The sequence below is a fragment of the Aquirufa sp. 5-AUSEE-100C1 genome, assembly GCF_054558655.1.
This window is the reverse complement of record NZ_JBPXKO010000002.1, coordinates 231374-250291: the sequence shown is the minus strand read 5'-3', so window position 1 is coordinate 250291 and position 18918 is coordinate 231374. Positions and strand designations below refer to the sequence as shown.

The following is an 18918-nucleotide window of genomic DNA, read 5'->3' as shown; positions in this document are numbered from 1 at the left end:
TCTCATTTTCCCCCACTACCTTTGGCAAACCTATGACAGGATTGCCAAAGGTTAAAAGAGGTATTTTCTGATTTTTGTCACTTATTTAAAATAATTCTAAATAAGCTTGCGCCTTACAATTAATGGTTTTAGTTTTGGGCTTTATTTATAATTAGTCTAAACAAAAATAATGTATTCAATTCGCCTAACTTTTGCTTTTATTCTCCTAGTTTCCTCAGTTTTTGCGCAAAATGCTAACATTCAAGGTCTTGTAATGAATGTTCAGAACCAATCTGTTCCGGGTGTCAATGTCCGATTATTGGAGACGAAAAATGGCCAAATTTCTGATGCAGATGGTCAGTTTTCTTTTTCCGGCTTAAAAGCTGGCATGTATACACTTCAAGCTTCCTTCGTTGGTTTTAAAACGTTACAAGAGAAGATACATTTAGAGGAAGGAAAAACCTTGAATTTAACATTGGAGTTGATCGAAACGAGTACTGATTTAAAAGAAATTGTTGTCGTAGGTTATGTCAGCCAAAACGAAAAACCCGTGTCAATAGGGAAGCTTCCCATTCGACCGATGGACTTGCCTCAAAGCGTCATGACTTTGGACCGTACGTTGTTAGAGAGCCAACAAGTTCGCACAATGAGCGATGTATTAATGAATACGAATGGTGTTTACATTATGGGTACAACGGGAGGATATCAGGAAGAGATCTCCGCTCGTGGTTTTGCCATGGGAAGTTCGAATACGTTTAAAAATGGCATGCGGTTTTCCAATGGAATGATGAGTGAATTAAGTGGCGTGGAAAAGGTAGAAATCTTGAAAGGTAGCTCTGCTATTTTATTCGGTAATGTTGCTGCTGGGGGTGTGATTAACCTGGTAACGAAGAAACCCAAATTTACGTTTGGGGGTGAAGTTGGTTTACGTGCGGGTAGTTGGTCATTATGGAAGCCTACCATCGATATTTATGGAGGAATCACTAAAAACTTCGCTGTTCGTTTAAATTCGAGTTATGAAAATTCAAACAGTTTTCGGGTTGGTGTGAGTTCTGATCGAACGTATGTTAACCCTTCTGTTTTGGTTAAGTTGGGCCCGAAAACAGAACTGTTGGTCGAAGGCGATTATTTGGCAGATCGTCGTACACCTGATTTTGGAGCGGGAATTATCAATTATCAAATTGTCAATATTCCCCGGGAGCGTTTCATTGGTATTCCTTGGTCTTACATCAACCAAAATCAAGCGAGCATAACAGCCACTTTATCACATCGATTAAATGAAAATTGGTCCATTAAGTGGATGGGTGGTTTACGCGAAAATAGCTCTGAATTGTTCTCCAATACGCGCCCAAATACGGGCACCGTTATTAGTTCCACGGGAACTTGGATTCGGAACCTTCAAAAAACGAGTTCAGAGGAAAACTACGGCATTACACAGGTGGATTTGACAGGGAATATTCAACTTTTGAATATGAAACACCAAGTTTTAGTTGGCGCTGATGCTGATTATTATAAAACCATTACCAATGCTTTTGCTCAATTTGCTCGGTATGACACGGTAAATGTTTATGGGGCAAAAAGTTATAAAACTCGGACAGATGTTCCAAATTTAGCAGCAACAACCGTTACTACTGCACCTATTTCGCGTGTCGGAATTTACGCGCAAGATTTAGTGCATGTTTCAGAGAAGTTAAAGGTATTGGCGGGCTTGCGCTATTCTTACCAACAAACGGGTAGTAATGTGTTGACTTTGAGTACGCAAAAGACTACATCCACGACTTATTTTGATGGAGCTTTTTCACCGCGCCTGGGCTTGGTATTTCAGCCGAGTTCAATGCATTCATTTTTTGCGAGTTATTCAAACTCATTTACGTTGAATACAGGGGTTGATGTGAATAATAATGCCCTGCCTCCTTCCTTCTTAGATCAATATGAGCTGGGGATTAAAAATGAATTGTTCGGCGGTCGCGTTTCGGCCAATTTGACCGTATACCGTATTTTGAACAGCAATTTAGCTCAAACTTCTTTGGCAAATGGGAATACCAATTCGAATATCAAGGAATTAGCAGGATCTGTTCAGAGTGATGGCCTGGAAGTTGACGTGATGACAAAGCCTTTGGGAGGTATTTCTTTAACGGCAGGCTATAGTTATAACGAAACTAAATATGTCAAAAGCAATACCTACATCGAAGGGAGTTTATTGAGATACAATCCGAAACATACGGGAAATCTTGGAATTCAATACACGAAAAATGGTTTCCAAGTGGGTGTAACGAGTGTATACATTGGCCAACGATTCGCAGGAAGATCAACACGCCTAACGGTAGCTAATGATGCATACCGATTAATCGAATTGCCTTCCTATTTCCAAGTGGATATGACGGTCTCTTACCGCTATAAAAAGTTTGCCTTGCGAACCAAAGTGGCCAATATCACGGATGTGTTGAGTTACAATGTCCATGATGACAATTCCGTGAATCCGATTGCGCCTCGTAATTACAGTATTTCGTTAACCTATCAATTATAATTCAAATGAGTCAATTATCAACAAAAATGCGTGTTTATCACCGCTATTTAGGCTTTTTTTTAGCAGGCATCATGGCTGTGTATGCCCTAAGTGGGATTATTTTAATATTCCGCGAAACTCCCTTGCTAAAACGTGAGGTACATCAAGTGAAAACCCTGAAGCCCTTATTGACTGGGGAGGACTTAGGTCGTGAATTAAAGATTAAGGGATTTAAAGAAGACCGATTGGAAGGTGATCTGGTTTATTTTAAACAAGGGACCTATAATCGTGTTACTGGACATGCCGATTATACGCAGAAAGAATATTCCTTTTTAGTTAAAAAGATGACCAATTTACACAAGGCATCCAGTAAACATCCTTTATTTTACCTGAATGTGTTTTTCGGTTTATCCTTATTTTTCTTTGTCATTTCTTCGTTTTGGATGTTTCTACCCAAGACGACGATATTCAAAAAGTCGATGTATTTTACCCTAGCTGGTATTTTGTTAACTATCCTATTATTATTCATTTAATTTTTGGGGGTTTAGCCTGTTTTTGAATTTATCAGGCTAAACCCCCAAATATTTTTTTTGCCGAGCATATTGATGAACAATGCACCGAGTTATCATGGCTGGGCTTTCAGAGGAATGGGATTCGTTTTCGACAAACACTTATTTCGTCTCAAACTCCATATTTGCTCTTAAATTCACAGATTTCTTTGATGTTTTGGGAATGAGCCCTTCTCTCGAGTCGAATTCATCCTTAAATGCCATGTTCCAAAAAACGTTTTAAGGAACATATCGATATTTCTCTAAATTGTTCTTTTCGAGAAATATCGGTTTATTGTTGGTATGAAATATACCCTTCTTTTGCTCTTTGTTTTTCAAGTGGCGCTCGCCCAGCAAAAAACACCCTATGGAAATAATTCACAGGTGGGAAAATATGCCTCCATTCGCGGTTTTAACATGTATTATGAAACCTATGGACAAGGGGAACCGCTTCTCATCATTCATGGAAATGGAGGATCCATTAAGGATTTCCAACATCAGATTCCGTACTTCAGTCAATTTTATCGGGTGATTTTGGCGGATAATCGTTCACATGGCAAGTCGGTCGATACACAAGATTCCCTGAGTTACGAAATGATGGCCGATGATTTTGCGGGTTTATTGGATCACCTTAAAATTGACTCCGCCCATGTAATCGGTTGGAGCGACGGGGGAATCAATGGGTTATTGTTGGCCAGTCGGCACCCCCAAAAAGTCAAAAAATTAGCCGTGACGGGGGCGAATCTAACGCCGGATGCGGGTACGAGTGCTGATCCCTGGGTAGTTGAATTTGTGAAACACAACATTGATAGTCTGCATCGCTTGCCCGCCACGCAGGAGAATAAACGATGGTTGAAATTAAATCGGATGTTGGTTGAGCAGCCGAACATCAGCCATGCGGAATTAAAGAAAATCCAATGCCCAACCTTGGTGATTGGGGGAGATCATGATGTGATTGTTACCCGACATACCTTGGAGATTGCCGAGAATATTTCAAAATCGTATTTGTGGATATTGCCGAATTCGGGGCATTCCACGCCTGTTAACTATGCAACTCAATTTAATCAAACTGTGCATGATTTCTTGAAAAGCCCCTACCGGAAGATTGAGAAATTTGCCAAATTTAATTAAACCTTGAAAAAACTAATTTACAGTTTACTGGCTGTCGCTGTTCTTTTGGGCAGTTGCCAAAAAGACGCTCCCAAGGGGACGGAAGAACACATCGCCGATATCACGGAAGCGGTGGATGATGATGCCTTAACGAATGCCCAAAATGCGCCAGGGGACTGGATGTCCTATGGCTTGAATTATTCGGAGGACCGATTTAGTCCGTTGACGCAGATTAATAAGGATAATGTGAGTCAGTTGTCTTTGGCTTGGTCGACGGATTTGGGGACCAACCGGGGAATCGAAGCCACGCCATTGGTGGTGGATGGTATCATGTTTTTGAGTGGACCTTGGTCGGTCGTTTATGCCTTGGATACCCGCACGGGGAAAATCCTATGGACCTACGACCCAGAAGTGCCGAAGCAGACAGGAATCAAGACCTGTTGTGATGTAGTCAACCGCGGTATTGCGATGTACAAAGGGAATATTTTTGCCGGTACGTTAGATGGTCGTTTGGTATCGATTAAGGCAAGCACGGGTAAATTGAATTGGGCCGTTCAAACGGTGGATACGACTCGTGCTTATACGATAACCGGTGCGCCACGTGTCTATGATGGGAAGGTAATTATTGGAAATTCAGGTGCGGACCTTGGGGTGCGTGGGTATGTAACGGCTTACAATGCGGAGGATGGCAAGGAGGCTTGGCGATTCTGGACAGTGCCTGGAGATCCGAAGAAAGGATTTGAGTCCAAGGCCATGGAGGATGCTGCCAAAACCTGGAAGGGGGAATGGTGGAAGATTGGTGGGGGAGGAACGGCCTGGGATGGCTTTGCGTATGATCCAGCCTTGGGATTGGTGTACATCGGGACGGGAAATGGTTCGCCATGGAATCGGGAAATTCGTAGTCCAGGCGGAGGCGATAATCTTTACTTGTCTTCGATTGTCGCAGTGGATGTGAAAACGGGGGAATACAAATGGCATTACCAAACGACTCCGGGAGAGACTTGGGATTTTACGTCAGTGCAGCAGATGATTTTGGCCAATATTCAGATGGGTGGCAAGGAGCGTAAGGTGATTATGCAGGCACCGAAGAATGGATTCTTTTATGTGTTGGATCGGGAAACTGGAGAGTTGTTGAAGGCGGATCCTTATACCTATGTCAACTGGGCTTCTCATGTGGATTTGAAGACAGGACGTCCGGTCGAGACACCGTATAGTCGCTATGAGAAATTCAACAAATTGGTGGCGCCGTCACCGATCGGAGGACATAACTGGCAGGCAATGGCCTATAATCCAGTTACGAAATTGGTTTACATTCCATCTCGTGAGTGGGCTTATCCGCATGGGAATCAAGCGGATTTCAAGTACGATCCGAGTACCTGGAACACGGGTTCGGCACCGAATCCGAATAACAAGATGTTGGACGATCCGAAGGCACACAAGGTAGAAGGACGTTTAATCGCTTGGGATCCGTCAACGGGCAAGGAGGTTTGGCGTTCGCCGGGTGCCTCGGTTTGGGATGCGGGTGTCTTGACGACAACGGATTTAGTATTTCAGGGAAATGCGCAGGGTAAATTCAGCGCTTATGAGGCGAAGACAGGTAAGAAGTTGTGGGAGACTGATTTGAAATCGGGTATCATCGCGCCGCCGGTTACGTATTTGGTGGATGGTGTTCAGTATGTGACGGTTGCCGTAGGTTGGGGAGGCGTAATGGGGATGTGGACCAAATACACGGAGACGATACAACCGGGTCGCGTATTTACCTTTAAGATAGGTGGAAAAGCTAAGATGCCAGCCTTGGTTCAGGAGGAGAAGAAGGTGAAGGTGAACCAACCGGTGACCGCGACGGCTGCGGAGCTAGCCAATGGCGCTCAGTTGTTTAAGGTGAATTGTGGTTCCTGCCATGATTTGGGCCAAGGAGGTTCTATTCCGAATTTGACCTATTCTAAACCTGAGATTTTGGCGATGATTGATGATATCGTTCGTAAGGGAATATTCTTGCCAAAGGGGATGCCGAAATTTGGCGATCGATTTACGGTTCAGGAAGTGAAGAATATTCAGCAGTATATTTACGCGGAGGCGAAGAAAAAATAAAATTTTAATCTGTTTACGTATGGCAAACCATGAAGGTTTGCCATACGTAAAATAAGATTTATTGCATGATCTCGTTGATACCCTTCGTATCATAACGCAACCATTCTACGACTTGCTTGCCGTCTTTGATTCCATCTACTGTGTGGATGACAACTTTCTGTTGCTTATCCCCACGAGTCAAGGTAAATACTGCATAAGCATAGACGAAATGACTTGCACCATAGTAGGATGGTTCATTCGTTACTTCTTCGTGGATATCCAGCATTTTATCCAATTTCATGGTAACCCCTTTGGCCTTCATTGCGCCAATAACCGCGATGTTTTGATTGAGACCCATCGAATCTAAATTGTCGTAAAACACGGCATCTTCTGAATAGGTCGAGCGATAGGTTGCTGAATCGAGGTTAGCCAAAGCCGTCATGGATTTGATGCTCAAATCGATGTTGTCTGATTTAGAAAGAATGTAACCCACAGCGCCTTCGGGTGCTTTGCTTTCTTCTTTGGAACAAGACATGATGCCGCCTGCGATTACGCAGGCAATGATTAGTAATTTTTTCATGAGTTTTGTGTATAAAAAAGGCCGACTCATGGAGCCGGCCAATGATTAGAACTAGTTAAATGTACCCACTGCGTATTGTAATAAAACAGCTTGATTGATTTTACGTAAAGAATCAGCCTTCTTTAGGTATTGGTCAGGAGTCAAATTCATGTATTTTTTGGCGCCATTAACATAAGATTCAGTTGAATCTTCATCAAGTTTAGACAAATCTTTATAGAAAGTAACCGCTGTAAATTGGCCTTTTCCATCGTCCGACATAGGAGCCAAATGTTGCCAAAAAGCCCATTCTTGAATATTCCCAGCCTTAATACGATCCATGTGAATCGACTTCACTTGTTTTTCGAAATCAACATATGCGAAATAGTTAGTTGTTGTTGTTTTCATTGTTTCCATCAAAACGACAGAATTCATGTCATTCGAACTTCCTGTGTATTCCAATGCTTTAGTTATAATATTACGAGAAACATACTGAATTTTTTCAGTATCCTCAACCAATGTGAACAAACTTGGATCTTCTTTGATTAAAGATGCTCCCATATCTGCAGGATACTGCGTGATCTTATTCAAGTCTTCCGATGCATTCATGGATACGTAATCGTAATCTACCGATTCAGATTTGTATTGGTTTAAGATTGGATATACAGCCCATCCTGTAATTAAGCCTAGTGACTTACGTTTCAGGTGAACAGCTTTCCAGCGCTTTTCGATTGCCATCGCCTCATCAATCGTATGACCGGGCTTTAATTTGTGAAATGCGATATTAATGTAAATGGGTTTGTTTTGAGCAAAAGTACTCGCGGTGATTGCAAAGATTGCAATGAATAATAAGGTAAGTTTTTTCATGGTAATTGAGGTTTAAAAAATTGTCCGTGTGCGATCTGCACACGGACAAAATCAAGTTATTTTTTTGTTTTTTCTCTTGAGAATTGAGTGACTGAATCAATTTTTCCGTCCAAGTTGAAGCCGAAAAGTTCCACAAGATTTTTCTCCCAAACGCTTCCATCCTTCATAACGCGTTTTTCATTCGAGAACACGATAATGCCGGATGCTGGATCGGTATCTTTAACCTTAAAAGGAAGAATAAAACCTGGTTTCCAATCCAAGGATTTGAATTCTGCAAACATAGCAGGAACCATATCTTTCGTGAAATTAATTACGGAGCCATCGAAACCTTCCATCTTGATCGCATCAGCCATCAAGGCTTGCACACCTTTCACATCCATGGCATTGTATGCCTTGGCGAAGTTTTCGATGGCTTCGATTTCTCCGCGATTGGTGAATTGAACAGCTTTTCCATTTAATTGAGATCCATCCTTATACGAAATGAATTTTCCGCCATAGGTCTTGCCATATTCGGCATTGGCTGGAATCGAATAATATTGTTGGAAGTTTGCCAATTTCCCCGATTTATCTACGAAGAATAATTCGAACAGATCTAAATTTTGTTTAGCTCCATTCTTGTAAAGACGCTCTTCGGTCGATTGCATTAAGACAACTTCGTTTGCTTGTCCGTCTACCTTCAAGGGTACGATGGCCATGGGTTTGTTGACTACCGATTTGTACTCCTTGTTAGGGTCTTGCGCTTGAGCCTTGTATTTTTCAATCATTTCGGCCGACCAGAATTTTGAATATTCTTCTTTAACATTTGAATTGTAAGCTTTGACAGCGTCTAACACAATGTTTGTGCTCTTCTCAGATCCAAACTGGAACTGCTTCCCTTCGCTTCCGCCAACAAAAATTTTACCAGCTTTTTGAGCATTGACCATGAATGCTGAGGCGATGAATGCGCCTAATAGAATAATTTTTTTCATGCGTTTTTTGATTAAGTTAATTTAGGATAGCAAGAAAGAAAGTTTGCTTGGCGTTTGGACCAAAATCAAAAGGCACTTTGTACCCTTTTTACATTTAAGGAACAGATTGAAATACAGGAATGGCTCCCAAGGCAAGGGATTGACTAGTTTTGATTCTCGAGATTAATGAATGAATCGTGACAGGAAATTTGCCTGAATCAATAGGGTATTATGGAACGACGTAAACGATGAGTTCCTTGATATTAAGATGAAGTAGGTAGTTCGGAAAGCCTGGCGCAGATTGCGTTAGGCTTTTTTGCTTTTGATGTAGGCTGACGGTGTTTGGCCCATACGTACCTTGAAGGCATCAATGAACTTCGATCGCGATAGGAAACCCGCATTCGTAGCCAATGCCTCAATCGTATAGCGTTCTGCGTGGCCTGTGTTAATGAGTTGGACGACATACTCAATCCGTAAATCGTTTTTCCATTCCCCAAATGTCTTGTTCAAATCAATATTGAAATAAGCGGAAAGTGTTCGTTCAGGAATCTTCAGATCAAAAGACATTTGTGATAGGGTGAAATCCTTTTTAATGTAAGGATGATCCTGTAGGTATTCCGCCAATTGCTGCGCGAAGTCGCCACCCGTTTCATGAATTTTGACCGGTCGGGCAATACTCGATTTTAATTTTTGCAAGGTGCTTGTCGAATCAAAGTCGAGCGAATAGGAGATATTTCCATAAAGAATATTCGGAAACAGAAAAAGAAAGAAGTTCTGAACGAAGAATCCCCCACCGCAAATGCGGAAGAAATGCGATTCGCTAAATACCTCGATGGACGAAAATCCCAGGATGTCGAAGGGTTCGAAATAAAGCGTAATCATGTGTCCCAAACTAGTTCCCGCAATGACAACCTGTAAGGTGATTAAGGTGAAAAACCAACGTTGGATAATGCGATGGTTGGTGGGTATCATGCCATATTTGGCCAGCAAATGTTTCTTGTTCCAGAAGAAATAAACAAGGGAGACGATGGCATATATGATTACATGAATGGATCGCCCATAAAGTAATTGTTCGAAAGTCACCCAGTTGAAGGGCAGATTATAATCCTCTGTGATATTCACGATTTCATGTGCCATTTTGGTTTTCGTTTCCAAGGGCAGGGTCGTGAAGGGGAGCGTTGCGATGGCAACAAATACGGCTGGAAGTAAATGCAAGTAGTCGGTGAGCTGAAATTCCTTCCGTTCCGAAACCGTGTGTTTGACGTAATAAAATAGGGTAGGGCCGAGTAAAAAGGAAAGTGGCAAGAAGTGCACAAAACATATACCCTCCCAGAATTCCATTTTGCTGTAATGCAGGCCAAAATAGACCATGACCACTAGATTGCAACATAAGAAAAAAAGCGCCAAAAATATATTCGACCGGTTCAGCGAACTGAGGTAATATAACAGAATAAAGGACGTAAATATCCCAAATACAGGCGCAAGTATTTCCAAAAGAGTGAAGTAAATTAAACCCAAGATAAACATTTGGATTTAATTTCTAAATGAACACTACGTAAAGGTTTTGATTTTATTCGATGGAAAAGCAGCTCGATTTTTCGAATCCTAGCCAATCGACTTTCCATAGGGCTCCATCCAGCGCACTAATTACGACAAAATCAGTCGTCTCTTTGTCTTTGTATTCGAGCCCCTTGGAAACGATGACATCGGTGAAATGTTCCAGGTCTCGCCAGTTCATACAACCAAAACGAATCAGCTGTTCGTCTTCGCGCATTGATCTGTTCGGTATGTCTTGTTTATACTGTGCTAATCCCCCTTGGTATTTCTCTTCCAAGGTGCTTTTGCGGATTACTAAATTGATAAATTCGAGTTCGATTGCCATGGTGCAATTTAGGATTATTTTCTGACCGACCGTTTGATAATTAATTTTTCATTTTGTCACTTGAGTCAAAATATAAAATATTGATTGTCAGTTATTTGTATTTTATATCCTAAAATATTGCGTTAAAATTTGTCATTATAATTTTCCCAAAATGCGTAATTGGCAAGAAGAAATTGCAGATTTGCAATCGCTAAAATTAACATCTCCATGAACCCGATTACCGACCGAATTAAGAATCACTTCAAAGGCGATATTCATATCTTATTGATTGTCTTTTTTCTCAGCGTCATGGGAGTTGTTATTCAGTTCTCAGCCAAGGGTCGTTTAACCATGGATGGTCCGCTTTCCCCTCTATTTCCATTGTTTAAATCCCTCATGATTTTGTTAGTTGGATTTTGGTGCATGGGGCGAATATCGCAAATAGATTATTTGAAATCGACGAAACGCATGGACCTACTCTTGTATGGTTCTTGGATTTTGATCGCTGTGGCTTATCTTTTTGGCCAGAAAGCGGGTGGGGCGAGTCGTTGGATTCAATTGGGTCCCTTGACCTTTATGCCTTCCGACATGGCTAAATTGTGTTTGACGATTTCGTTGTCGAAGATGTTTGCTGCCCGACAAGCGGATCCGAATGCTTACAATCCGACCGTCATTTTTGCTTTATGTTTTAAAATTGGGGGAACTTGTTTTTTGATTTTTCTTTCGAATTTCTCGACCAGTGTGATTGTTTTTGGAACGTCCATTGTCTTGATGATTTTTGGTCGAGTGCCGTGGAAGAAGATTGCCTTGGTATTTAGTATATTCGTTGGTCTTGCCGTTGCACTTATCTTCATGGGAGTTGGCCAAAGAGCTGAGACGATTGTTAATCGAATTGAGGTATATTGGAATCGAATGATGCGTCATCAATCGAAGGAGGAAATTGAAATCGCCGATCAGGGCTCTAATTTTCAACTAAAGCAAAGTTTGTATGCCATCGCAACAGGCGCTTTGCAGCCCAAAGGGCCAGGAAATAGTCAGTTTCGCTTTCACCTGTCACAAGCAGAATCTGATTTTGTTTACGCCATCATCATTGAAGAATGGGGAATTGTTGCCGGTATTTTATTGCCGGCTATGTTTATTGCCCTTTTCTGGCGTGGAGCGCTCGCTATTAGTTATAGTGCTAAACCTCTGGGAGGATTGATGTCGGCCGGGCTCACTTTCTCCATCGTTTTGCAGGCCTTTTTGAATATGTTCGTGGCCACCGGTGCGATTCCGGTCACGGGCCAACCTATTCCCTTGGTTTCGGCAGGAGGTACGTCTTTAATCTTTACGTTGATTAGTATCGGCTTTATTTTATCCGTCACGCGCGACAAGGATAAAAATAAAAAAGTAAATCTATCTTCTGATAAGCGATAAGGTAGGCTGACCCGCGTATCTATCGAACGGTATCCTATTTCCACGTGATTTCTGCTACCTTTGGTTAACAAACGCTGTTAACCAAAGATTATATCATTTTGAAATATTCGATCATCCTTTTATTTCTACTATCATTCCCTATTCAGGCGCAAAGCCCCTTGGATTCGCTCATGCAACATGCGGAATCCCTGGGTCTCCAACAAATCGATTACCTATACACGCCCAACGATACCCTAGCCGCTAGAAATGCAGTCCAGCGATTCATGATGGACCTCCGTTTCGGCGTACAACCCAAACTGCGTTTTCAAGGCTATGATTTCAAATTACCGAAAGAGGCTTATCGAATTCGTTATGGCCAACTCTGGAATTCGCCAAAAATTAAACAATTAGCTTATCGTCTAATTAATGAAAATGATGAGGTGCTTAACATATTGAAAGTATTACGGGATTCAAGCCAATTGAGCGCCTCGGATCGGAGACTGCTGATAAAGTCGGCAAATGAATTCAGGTGGTTGGCCGCAGTAAAGGCAAATCGTTCGATGGTGGTGGTGAATATTCCATCGGCCCAGTTAAGGGCCTATGAGTTTGGCCAACAAGTTTTAAAAATGCGGGTGGTGCTCGGTAAACCGAGTACTCCGAGTAAAACACTCAGTAGTCAATTGAAAACAATCATTGTCACTCCTTATTGGAGTGTTCCGCGATCAATTTGTATCGAGGAATTAGTGCCCGAAATTCGAAAAAATATTCGCTATTTCTATGCGAGTCATTTGGAAATCTTCGATCGAAATAATCAAAAGGTTTCCCCTGAATCTGTCCCCTGGCATCGATTGAATGCCAATTATTTCCCCTATTCCATACGTCAACGCAGTGGAAAATGGAATACATTGGGTATCATGAAAATCACGTTTGATAATCCTTTCAAGATGTACCTCCATGATACGTCTGAAAAGAAATTATTTGCGAGGGAAAAGCGATTTTACAGCCACAGCTGTATCCGTTTAGAAAAACCGCTTCGATTAGGTTCATGGCTAATTAGACCCCATTCGGTCGCCATCGACACGCTGGATTCACAGGCACCTTACTCGGATAAAATCCCAACCTACTTAACGATTAAGCGGGATACCCCGCTGATTATTTGGTATAGTCTTGTGGATTTTGACGAAAAAGGCCAACTGAAAATCTACCCCGATATGTATCGGAAGAACTAGATTTTATAGTATTGCTCCCAACCTTTTCTAGGTGCGGGGCCGACAAGCAATTGGTTCGCTAATTTGTTGTTGGTAATCAACTTCGTTTCCCGATCAAACACCAATTTCGTATTCAGCTTCTGCGCCAAAACACCCAATGAGAATACTTGACTCAATGGACCCGCAATCGCGAATGGGGAACGTGTCTTCTCTTGTCCCATGCAGGCCTTCAGGAAGTTGGCATAGTGATTCGATGGACTTTTCATGACATCCGGTAATTTCAAATCTTTAACAGCGTCTCCCAAAATAGATAGGGTAGAGCCGTGTGAGCCTCCTTTGAAGGTCAAATCTTTGCTATAAATGATCTTACCTGGATTCAATTTAGCGGGCTGAATTTTGCCATTGCTCGCGGGTGGAATGTTCGGATCTAATTCCGTTGTTCCATAATTTGCAGGTACCGGAGGAATATTATTCAATCCATCGTACCAAGTAATATCCATCGCAGGCATCTCTTTCCGTGAAGGGAATTTGAATTGTATCGTCGAAGACATCGGATAGAAAAAGTCATTATGTCCATCCGCGCGCAACATATTGATTTCTGTTGGCAAGCCTAAATCCAAAAATTCATGCGCCGTATCCATAATGTGTGCCCCCCAGTCGCCCAAAGCTCCTAATCCATAATCAAACCAGCAACGCCATTGTCCATTCACGAAATCTTTTTGATAGTCATGCGGCTGCACAACTCCTTGCCAGATGTCCCAATCCAAGGTGCTCGGAATCGCTTCGGCTGGCGGGAAGCTTTTGATTTTCGGATCCCATCCATGCCAACGGCGTGGGGAGTTCATGTGTGCGGTCATCGAAGTTACATCCTTGATGATGCCAGCCTCTTTCCAAGCTTTAAACTGAAAGTAATTGGCCTCCGAGTGACCCTGATTACCCATTTGCGTCACCAAATTCGGATGCTTACGCGCGGCTGCCATCATCAGTTCCACCTCATGAAAGGTACGTGCCATTGGCTTTTCCACAAAGACGTGCTTGCCCATCGCTAAGGCCATCATCGTAATCGGGAAATGGGAATGATCCGGCACCCCGATGGATACCGCCTCAAACTGATTTCCCATCTTGTCGAACATTTGACGAAAATCTTGAAAACGTGGCACATCTGGGAATTTCTCCAAGACCTTCAAGGTCTGTGGTGCCCCCATATCCACATCGCAAAGCGCGACAATATTACATAAACCTGTGCTGTACAAAGACATGACATCCAATCCCCCTTGATTTCCAATTCCGATACAAGCCAAATTGACTTTGTCCCCCGAATTTTTCGAGATAAATGACGGGAATACCGCCGCTGAACTTAATAGGGCCGCATTTTTCAGAAAGGTTCTGCGAGAAGATTCATGTAATTGATTCATAGCGATTGATAGGTTTATATCTGTTAAAGGCAAAGTAAGGATCTTTATACTGAAATTAGATTTCAATCGCGCAACGTTCCTCAGCACATTCCAGTCTCATTTCCGGTAAACCCAAATTGGACTTGAGGATTTCCCGCTTTTCTTGCGAAAGTTTCCGTATGCATTTGCCCTCATAAAAGCGCCTTACTTGTTGTTCCGTCCGTAGTTTCAAACCTGGCACTTCGGTTAAGTTGCCATGCTCGTCTTTGGCCGCCATCGTAAAATAGCAGGAATTGGTATGTCGGACAATCCCATCCCTCGGATTAAAGGACTCCACGCGCATGCCTATAATCATCGTGGTGCGTCCCACATAATTAACCGATGCCTTAATTTCCACCAAATCCCCGACTTCCACAGGACTTTTGAATTCGACTCCCTCCACGGAAACCGTGACGCAATATTGTTGACTGTGTTTGGAGGCGCAGATGTAGGCTACTTTGTCCAACAAGGATAAGATAATCCCCCCATGGACCTTGCCTCCAAAATTAGCGTATGACGGAATCATCAATTCCGTGTAGGTGGTTTCCGATTCGTGTACTTCTTTTAATTGCATATTCAAAACTATTCAAATATTTTAAACTTCGATGAAACCGGACAGGTATTGCGTTGGATTTTATTTAATTTGAGACCTAAATTTATTTATCCTATGAAAAGAAGAACATTTTTAGCGGCCAGCCCTTTAGTTGGCGCCGCATTAGGCCAAAGTCCAGCCAAAAAACCTTTATTGCACCATGTATTTTTCTGGTTAAACAACCCCAATTCCGAAGCGGATAAAAAACAATTAATCGAAGGATTAAAGCGTTTGAAAGGCATTCCGACCATCAAGGAGATTCATATTGGTACCTTGGCTTCTACCGAAAAACGTGAGGTGGTGGACACGTCCTGGGACGTTTCCGAATTGATGTTTTTTGATGATGAGGCAGGTCAAAAAGTTTATCAAGACCATCCGATCCATCAAGAGTTTGTTAAAAACAACGCTCATTTGTGGAAGAAGGTAATCGTGTATGATTCGATTGACGCATAATCGGGTAAATGCTGCCGGGGTCCGTAGATTCCGGTAGCAGGAACCCTAAACGAAATCTTCCCGCATGGGAGCGAAAACATCGACTAATTCACCTTTCTCGATACATACTGCGCCGTGAATTTGATCACTCGGCACAAAATAGACATCACCCGCACCTAAGCGTTCTGTTTTCCCATCAATCGTAATGTCAAAAACTCCTTTGGAAACATAGGATGCTTGGGTATGGGGATGCTGATGCAGTGTTCCCACAGCCCCTTTTTCAAAGGCCACTTTCACGATCATCATGCCTGCGTCGTAGGCCATTACCTTCCGTTGGATCCCATCCCCTAAGTCGGTCCATTCAATGGCTTGATCTTGGATAAGTGTTTTCATGTTTTAATTATTGAGCGATCCTGCCACAATCCATGATTTAACCTGATCGATTTCGCAGGTGCTCAGTTTTGTCGTGGCAGATGGCATGGGGATATATCCCGTTTGATGCACGATGGATCCATATAACTTGCCATTGATGGCATATTTTTGAACATTCGCATGGGTTGTTAAATCAATCCCTCCTAAGGGCCTTGCCCCACTGTGACAGCCTGTACAATTGGTTGCCAAAATGGGTTGAATGATGGATTTATAACTCACATTCGTAGTCACACAATTCGCTGCAGAAGCCTCACAAGAATTATTTTTAGCTCCTTGCTTAATCCAGGTCAGGACATTGTTGATATTCTCCGTCGAAAGTGGGCCTGCCGGCGGCATTCGATCTCCTCCAGTTGCAATCAGTGATTGGTATAAATCACTCGAAGCGGGATTGCTCACCCGAACCTCCCGCATGATGTTCGTGTAATCCGTTAAGATCACCCCATCCTTTTTGGAAATGGCATCATGGCAACCACTCATGGCACAATTGGAGACGAGTAAGGGAAGGATTTTTTGTTTAAAATATACCGTATCCGGGCTACAGTTTACGGTTACAGGAGGCTTGGTCACCGGAACTTCCACGACCGGATTGACCGGGTTTGCGGGATTCAGGTCGACCATAATATTCCCACTCGGCGCAGAACCGCGTAACCATTTTCGGATGATCGTCAGATCGCAATTGCTCAACTTGGTCGTTGACGAAGGCATCGGTTTATACCCCGTCGCATGGGTAATCGAGCCATACAATTTCCCATTTTGAACATAGGGTAAAATTTTGCCGTAGGTGGATAAATCGATTCCGGCCGATGGGCTTGTCGCACTATGGCAAGTCACACAGTTTTTTTGAATAATGGGCCAAATCGATTTCTCGAAACTAATCAACAGGGTATCACACGTATTATTGCTTACGGGCAATTGGGTCACCGTGGTCGTATCTACCTTCGTGGTACTCGGCGCAATGTTCTTATCTTCCAAACAAGCAACCAGAATCAAACAAGAAATGAATAAAATGAATAAAATGAATTTCTTCAATTATCGAATGTTGTATTGAATGTTTCCTTTAACCTTAATGATCTCTGCAATTTTGGCAAAAACAATCTTCGGAATATCAATTTTATATTCGTCCAATCGAATATCAAACGCACATTGCAAGGATAAACTTTTTCCCGTCGATACGATCGTTCCACGTAATTCCACAGGTCTGGTGACACCATGAATTGTCGCTTGTCCAGCTGCCGTCACGGCATATGTTCCGGGCACCTTCAGATCAACAGCCTCCTTGATTTTTCCTTTAAATGTCGCCGATGGGAATTTGTCCGTCTCCAGGTAGTTTTCATTAAAATGCTCTTGCATCAATTTATTGGGGAATACAAAATTGGTCACACGCATCTGTACCGCCACCTCATTATTGGCGGAATTGATAATGCTTCCCACTTGTTTATTCACCGCATCGATGTCCTCCATCGGTGTCTTCGAAAAGAATGAGATTTCCCCGTTCTGGGTCGCAAATAATTGTGCTTGCGCTGTTCCAGCTACACACATCAGTAGGATTATTAAAAGGTGTCTCATTATTTTTTGATTTTAGGTTCTAAACTGAAGGTTCGGGCCATGTTGAAGCCATAAAACAGATCTCCATTTTGCCACGTACCGATCGTTTGGCCGATGAAGTGTTTTTCAATCATTCCACGGGAATTTGTGACGTGCAACTGAAACACGTGCCCACCGGTTTCGATGTCAAAACCAATCGCCAAGGAGTTGTGGTAGGGGTATTTTTGGCCAGCCGCTACTTCATATTCCTCTTTCTCGACCAAATTATAATAATATTCCGCCGAGACGCTCAATCGGTTACTGACCTTGTAACGGCCTCCCACGCCCATCGCTGCTTGCGTATTTTCCATGTAAACGTTCTCCGCCAAATTGTTGTGAAAGACCGTAGGCATGACCTGCAAAGAAAGCTTATCCGTAAACTTACGGGCAATCAAGACTTGCCCCATAAAGGTTTGACGCTGCAAATTATTGTTGAAGCGCATCACGGTCCCCGACTCCATCGTGTAGCCTGTCTTCATCGTGTTGCTCGCAATACTTCCATACGCCGTCACGGTTACTGGCATGCGATTGGATTGCCGTAAAACCTTGTATTTGGCATAGGTATCATAGGTTTTCTCAATGGTGGAGCGACCAGCGCCCACCAGCAAACGATCTGTCAAGGCATATTCCAAACCCAATCGAATTCGGGCCTCGTCCAATCCGAGGAAATTGTCAATGAACCCCGAATTAATTGCCCCAAAGCGATGGGATATCCAGAAATTCAAATGTTTTTTGGCGATGGTCTCCACACTTTGACCATTGATCAAACGGGATGCTTTAAATGTCGCCAAGGTATAATTCGTCTGTTTGGCGTCTTCTTTCTCGAGCATGGCCATCAGGTCATCCTGCGCCGAAAGCGTAAATGTGACAAACAGACAGATACCGGTGATAAATAGCTTATGCATATACGCGAAGGCTTGTTCCCGTCAGGGTTGTTTGGTAGGTTTTTAACGCTTTGCTCGTAACCGATTCCGCCGTACCACTCGTGCTAAACGTAGCTCCGTGGGCCGTACAGTAAAATTTCGTTCCATTGTAGATCACCTGAGCCTTTCCTTCGTGCGTACAAATTTGGGTCACTGCTGCAAAGCTACTGGTTGACACGCGGGCAATCACCACTTGATTGTAAATCACATATTTCCCCACTGTATTCAACGAAGAATAAGCCGCATTGGATAGATCCAAGGTAAAATCAACGGCTGATGCGGGTGTAACAGCTTCGTTTTCACACGAACTAAGGGCAGATGCCCCACAATAAACAGCTAACAAGGAAGCTCCCTTTAAACCCAGGGATTTCAAGAATTCATTTCGATCGATTTTCGATTGCATAGATATGGGATTTGTAAAAGCAATTTAAGATAATTTCCACGAAGTTAGGAGTTCCCCGATATGATTCTCGTC

The 18918-nt window shown here is 42.7% G+C and carries 19 protein-coding genes; 7 read left to right on the top strand and 12 right to left on the bottom strand.

Translation table 11 applies throughout. From position 1 onward, the window contains the following. The first annotated feature begins 169 nt into the window (after positions 1–169). The 4 genes from ACMH5P_RS04935 (at position 170) to ACMH5P_RS04920 (ending at position 6234) form a co-directional block, all read left to right on the top strand. On the top strand, positions 170–2506 hold the full coding sequence (locus ACMH5P_RS04935; RefSeq protein ID WP_459493221.1) for a TonB-dependent siderophore receptor: 2337 nt from the start codon (positions 170–172) through the stop codon (positions 2504–2506). Positions 2507–2511: 5 nt separating this feature from the next. Then, on the top strand, positions 2512–3018 hold the full coding sequence (locus ACMH5P_RS04930; protein WP_459493220.1) for a hypothetical protein: 507 nt from the start codon (positions 2512–2514) through the stop codon (positions 3016–3018). Between the two features lie 318 nt (positions 3019–3336). Then, positions 3337–4164, top strand: a complete 828-nt coding sequence (locus tag ACMH5P_RS04925; protein ID WP_459493219.1) for an alpha/beta fold hydrolase — start codon at positions 3337–3339, stop codon at positions 4162–4164. A gap of 3 nt (positions 4165–4167) precedes the next feature. After that, a complete protein-coding gene (locus ACMH5P_RS04920) occupies positions 4168–6234 on the top strand; it encodes a PQQ-dependent dehydrogenase, methanol/ethanol family (protein WP_459493218.1) in 2067 nt (688 codons plus the stop codon). A 58-nt stretch (positions 6235–6292) separates the two neighbouring features. On the opposite strand, the gene ACMH5P_RS04915 is transcribed toward ACMH5P_RS04920, so the two are convergent. The 5 genes from ACMH5P_RS04915 to ACMH5P_RS04895 all read right to left on the bottom strand — a co-directional run bounded on the left by ACMH5P_RS04915 (position 6293) and on the right by ACMH5P_RS04895 (position 10465). Further along, a complete protein-coding gene (locus ACMH5P_RS04915; RefSeq protein ID WP_459493217.1) occupies positions 6293–6793 on the bottom strand; it encodes a hypothetical protein in 501 nt (166 codons plus the stop codon). A gap of 51 nt (positions 6794–6844) precedes the next feature. Continuing rightward, a complete protein-coding gene (locus ACMH5P_RS04910) occupies positions 6845–7636 on the bottom strand; it encodes a hypothetical protein (protein ID WP_459493216.1) in 792 nt (263 codons plus the stop codon). A 56-nt stretch (positions 7637–7692) separates the two neighbouring features. Further along, on the bottom strand, positions 7693–8604 hold the full coding sequence (locus ACMH5P_RS04905; protein ID WP_459493215.1) for a nuclear transport factor 2-like protein: 912 nt from the start codon (positions 8602–8604) through the stop codon (positions 7693–7695). 285 nt (positions 8605–8889) lie between these two features. Then, positions 8890–9954, bottom strand: a complete 1065-nt coding sequence (locus ACMH5P_RS04900) for a helix-turn-helix domain-containing protein (RefSeq protein WP_459493214.1) — start codon at positions 9952–9954, stop codon at positions 8890–8892. Positions 9955–10153: 199 nt separating this feature from the next. Next, on the bottom strand, positions 10154–10465 hold the full coding sequence (locus ACMH5P_RS04895; protein WP_459493213.1) for a hypothetical protein: 312 nt from the start codon (positions 10463–10465) through the stop codon (positions 10154–10156). Between the two features lie 207 nt (positions 10466–10672). Here ACMH5P_RS04895 and ACMH5P_RS04890 point away from each other — a divergent pair, with 207 nt between their 5' ends. After that, positions 10673–11860: an FtsW/RodA/SpoVE family cell cycle protein gene (locus tag ACMH5P_RS04890; protein WP_459493212.1), complete on the top strand. Its 1188-nt coding sequence runs from the start codon at positions 10673–10675 to the stop codon at positions 11858–11860. A gap of 98 nt (positions 11861–11958) precedes the next feature. Then, positions 11959–13068: a L,D-transpeptidase family protein gene (locus tag ACMH5P_RS04885; RefSeq protein WP_459493211.1), complete on the top strand. Its 1110-nt coding sequence runs from the start codon at positions 11959–11961 to the stop codon at positions 13066–13068. Here ACMH5P_RS04885 and ACMH5P_RS04880 read toward each other — a convergent pair. Then, complete coding sequence (locus tag ACMH5P_RS04880) at positions 13065–14462, bottom strand: Gfo/Idh/MocA family oxidoreductase (RefSeq protein WP_459493210.1); 1398 nt, start codon at positions 14460–14462, stop codon at positions 13065–13067. The two genes, ACMH5P_RS04885 and ACMH5P_RS04880, sit on opposite strands and share 4 nt — an antisense overlap. A 55-nt stretch (positions 14463–14517) precedes the next feature. Beyond that, entirely contained in the window at positions 14518–15054 is a 537-nt protein-coding gene (locus ACMH5P_RS04875; RefSeq protein WP_459493209.1) for an acyl-CoA thioesterase, read from the bottom strand. A gap of 93 nt (positions 15055–15147) precedes the next feature. Here ACMH5P_RS04875 and ACMH5P_RS04870 point away from each other — a divergent pair, with 93 nt between their 5' ends. Next, positions 15148–15525 carry a Dabb family protein gene (locus ACMH5P_RS04870; RefSeq protein ID WP_459493208.1) on the top strand — a complete coding sequence of 126 codons (378 nt, stop codon included), beginning with the start codon at positions 15148–15150 and terminating at the stop codon, positions 15523–15525. A gap of 45 nt (positions 15526–15570) precedes the next feature. On the opposite strand, the gene ACMH5P_RS04865 is transcribed toward ACMH5P_RS04870, so the two are convergent. Genes ACMH5P_RS04865 through ACMH5P_RS04845 form a run of 5 tightly spaced genes read right to left on the bottom strand, consistent with a single transcriptional unit; the run spans position 15571 to position 18846 of the window. Further along, the gene (locus ACMH5P_RS04865) at positions 15571–15897 is read right to left on the bottom strand and encodes a cupin domain-containing protein (protein ID WP_459493207.1); all 327 of its coding nucleotides are present in this window, start codon (positions 15895–15897) and stop codon (positions 15571–15573) included. Positions 15898–15900: 3 nt separating this feature from the next. After that, positions 15901–16965, bottom strand: coding sequence for a hypothetical protein (locus ACMH5P_RS04860; protein ID WP_459493206.1), 1065 nt, complete (start codon positions 16963–16965; stop codon positions 15901–15903). Next, positions 16966–17502 (bottom strand): YceI family protein, encoded by a 537-nt coding sequence (locus tag ACMH5P_RS04855; protein ID WP_459493205.1) that lies wholly within the window; start codon positions 17500–17502, stop codon positions 16966–16968. Beyond that, a complete protein-coding gene (locus tag ACMH5P_RS04850; protein WP_459493204.1) occupies positions 17502–18425 on the bottom strand; it encodes a DUF5777 family beta-barrel protein in 924 nt (307 codons plus the stop codon). The genes ACMH5P_RS04855 and ACMH5P_RS04850 overlap by 1 nt, the downstream gene beginning before the upstream one ends. Then, positions 18418–18846 carry a Rieske 2Fe-2S domain-containing protein gene (locus tag ACMH5P_RS04845; protein WP_459493203.1) on the bottom strand — a complete coding sequence of 143 codons (429 nt, stop codon included), beginning with the start codon at positions 18844–18846 and terminating at the stop codon, positions 18418–18420. The genes ACMH5P_RS04850 and ACMH5P_RS04845 overlap by 8 nt, the downstream gene beginning before the upstream one ends. Between the last annotated feature and the right edge of the window lie 72 nt (positions 18847–18918).

Coding starts and splice junctions, on each gene's coding strand:
- ACMH5P_RS04935 (WP_459493221.1), top strand. CDS start 170: ATGTATTCAATTCGCCTAACTTTTGCTTTTATTCTCCTAGTTTCCTCA.
- ACMH5P_RS04930 (WP_459493220.1), top strand. CDS start 2,512: ATGAGTCAATTATCAACAAAAATGCGTGTTTATCACCGCTATTTAGGC.
- ACMH5P_RS04925 (WP_459493219.1), top strand. CDS start 3,337: ATGAAATATACCCTTCTTTTGCTCTTTGTTTTTCAAGTGGCGCTCGCC.
- ACMH5P_RS04915 (WP_459493217.1), bottom strand. CDS start 6,793: ATGAAAAAATTACTAATCATTGCCTGCGTAATCGCAGGCGGCATCATG.
- ACMH5P_RS04910 (WP_459493216.1), bottom strand. CDS start 7,636: ATGAAAAAACTTACCTTATTATTCATTGCAATCTTTGCAATCACCGCG.
- ACMH5P_RS04905 (WP_459493215.1), bottom strand. CDS start 8,604: ATGAAAAAAATTATTCTATTAGGCGCATTCATCGCCTCAGCATTCATG.
- ACMH5P_RS04900 (WP_459493214.1), bottom strand. CDS start 9,954: ATGGTCTATTTTGGCCTGCATTACAGCAAAATGGAATTCTGGGAGGGT.
- ACMH5P_RS04895 (WP_459493213.1), bottom strand. CDS start 10,465: ATGGCAATCGAACTCGAATTTATCAATTTAGTAATCCGCAAAAGCACC.
- ACMH5P_RS04890 (WP_459493212.1), top strand. CDS start 10,673: ATGAACCCGATTACCGACCGAATTAAGAATCACTTCAAAGGCGATATT.
- ACMH5P_RS04880 (WP_459493210.1), bottom strand. CDS start 14,462: ATGAATCAATTACATGAATCTTCTCGCAGAACCTTTCTGAAAAATGCG.
- ACMH5P_RS04875 (WP_459493209.1), bottom strand. CDS start 15,054: ATGCAATTAAAAGAAGTACACGAATCGGAAACCACCTACACGGAATTG.
- ACMH5P_RS04870 (WP_459493208.1), top strand. CDS start 15,148: ATGAAAAGAAGAACATTTTTAGCGGCCAGCCCTTTAGTTGGCGCCGCA.
- ACMH5P_RS04865 (WP_459493207.1), bottom strand. CDS start 15,897: ATGAAAACACTTATCCAAGATCAAGCCATTGAATGGACCGACTTAGGG.
- ACMH5P_RS04855 (WP_459493205.1), bottom strand. CDS start 17,502: ATGAGACACCTTTTAATAATCCTACTGATGTGTGTAGCTGGAACAGCG.
- ACMH5P_RS04850 (WP_459493204.1), bottom strand. CDS start 18,425: ATGCATAAGCTATTTATCACCGGTATCTGTCTGTTTGTCACATTTACG.
- ACMH5P_RS04845 (WP_459493203.1), bottom strand. CDS start 18,846: ATGCAATCGAAAATCGATCGAAATGAATTCTTGAAATCCCTGGGTTTA.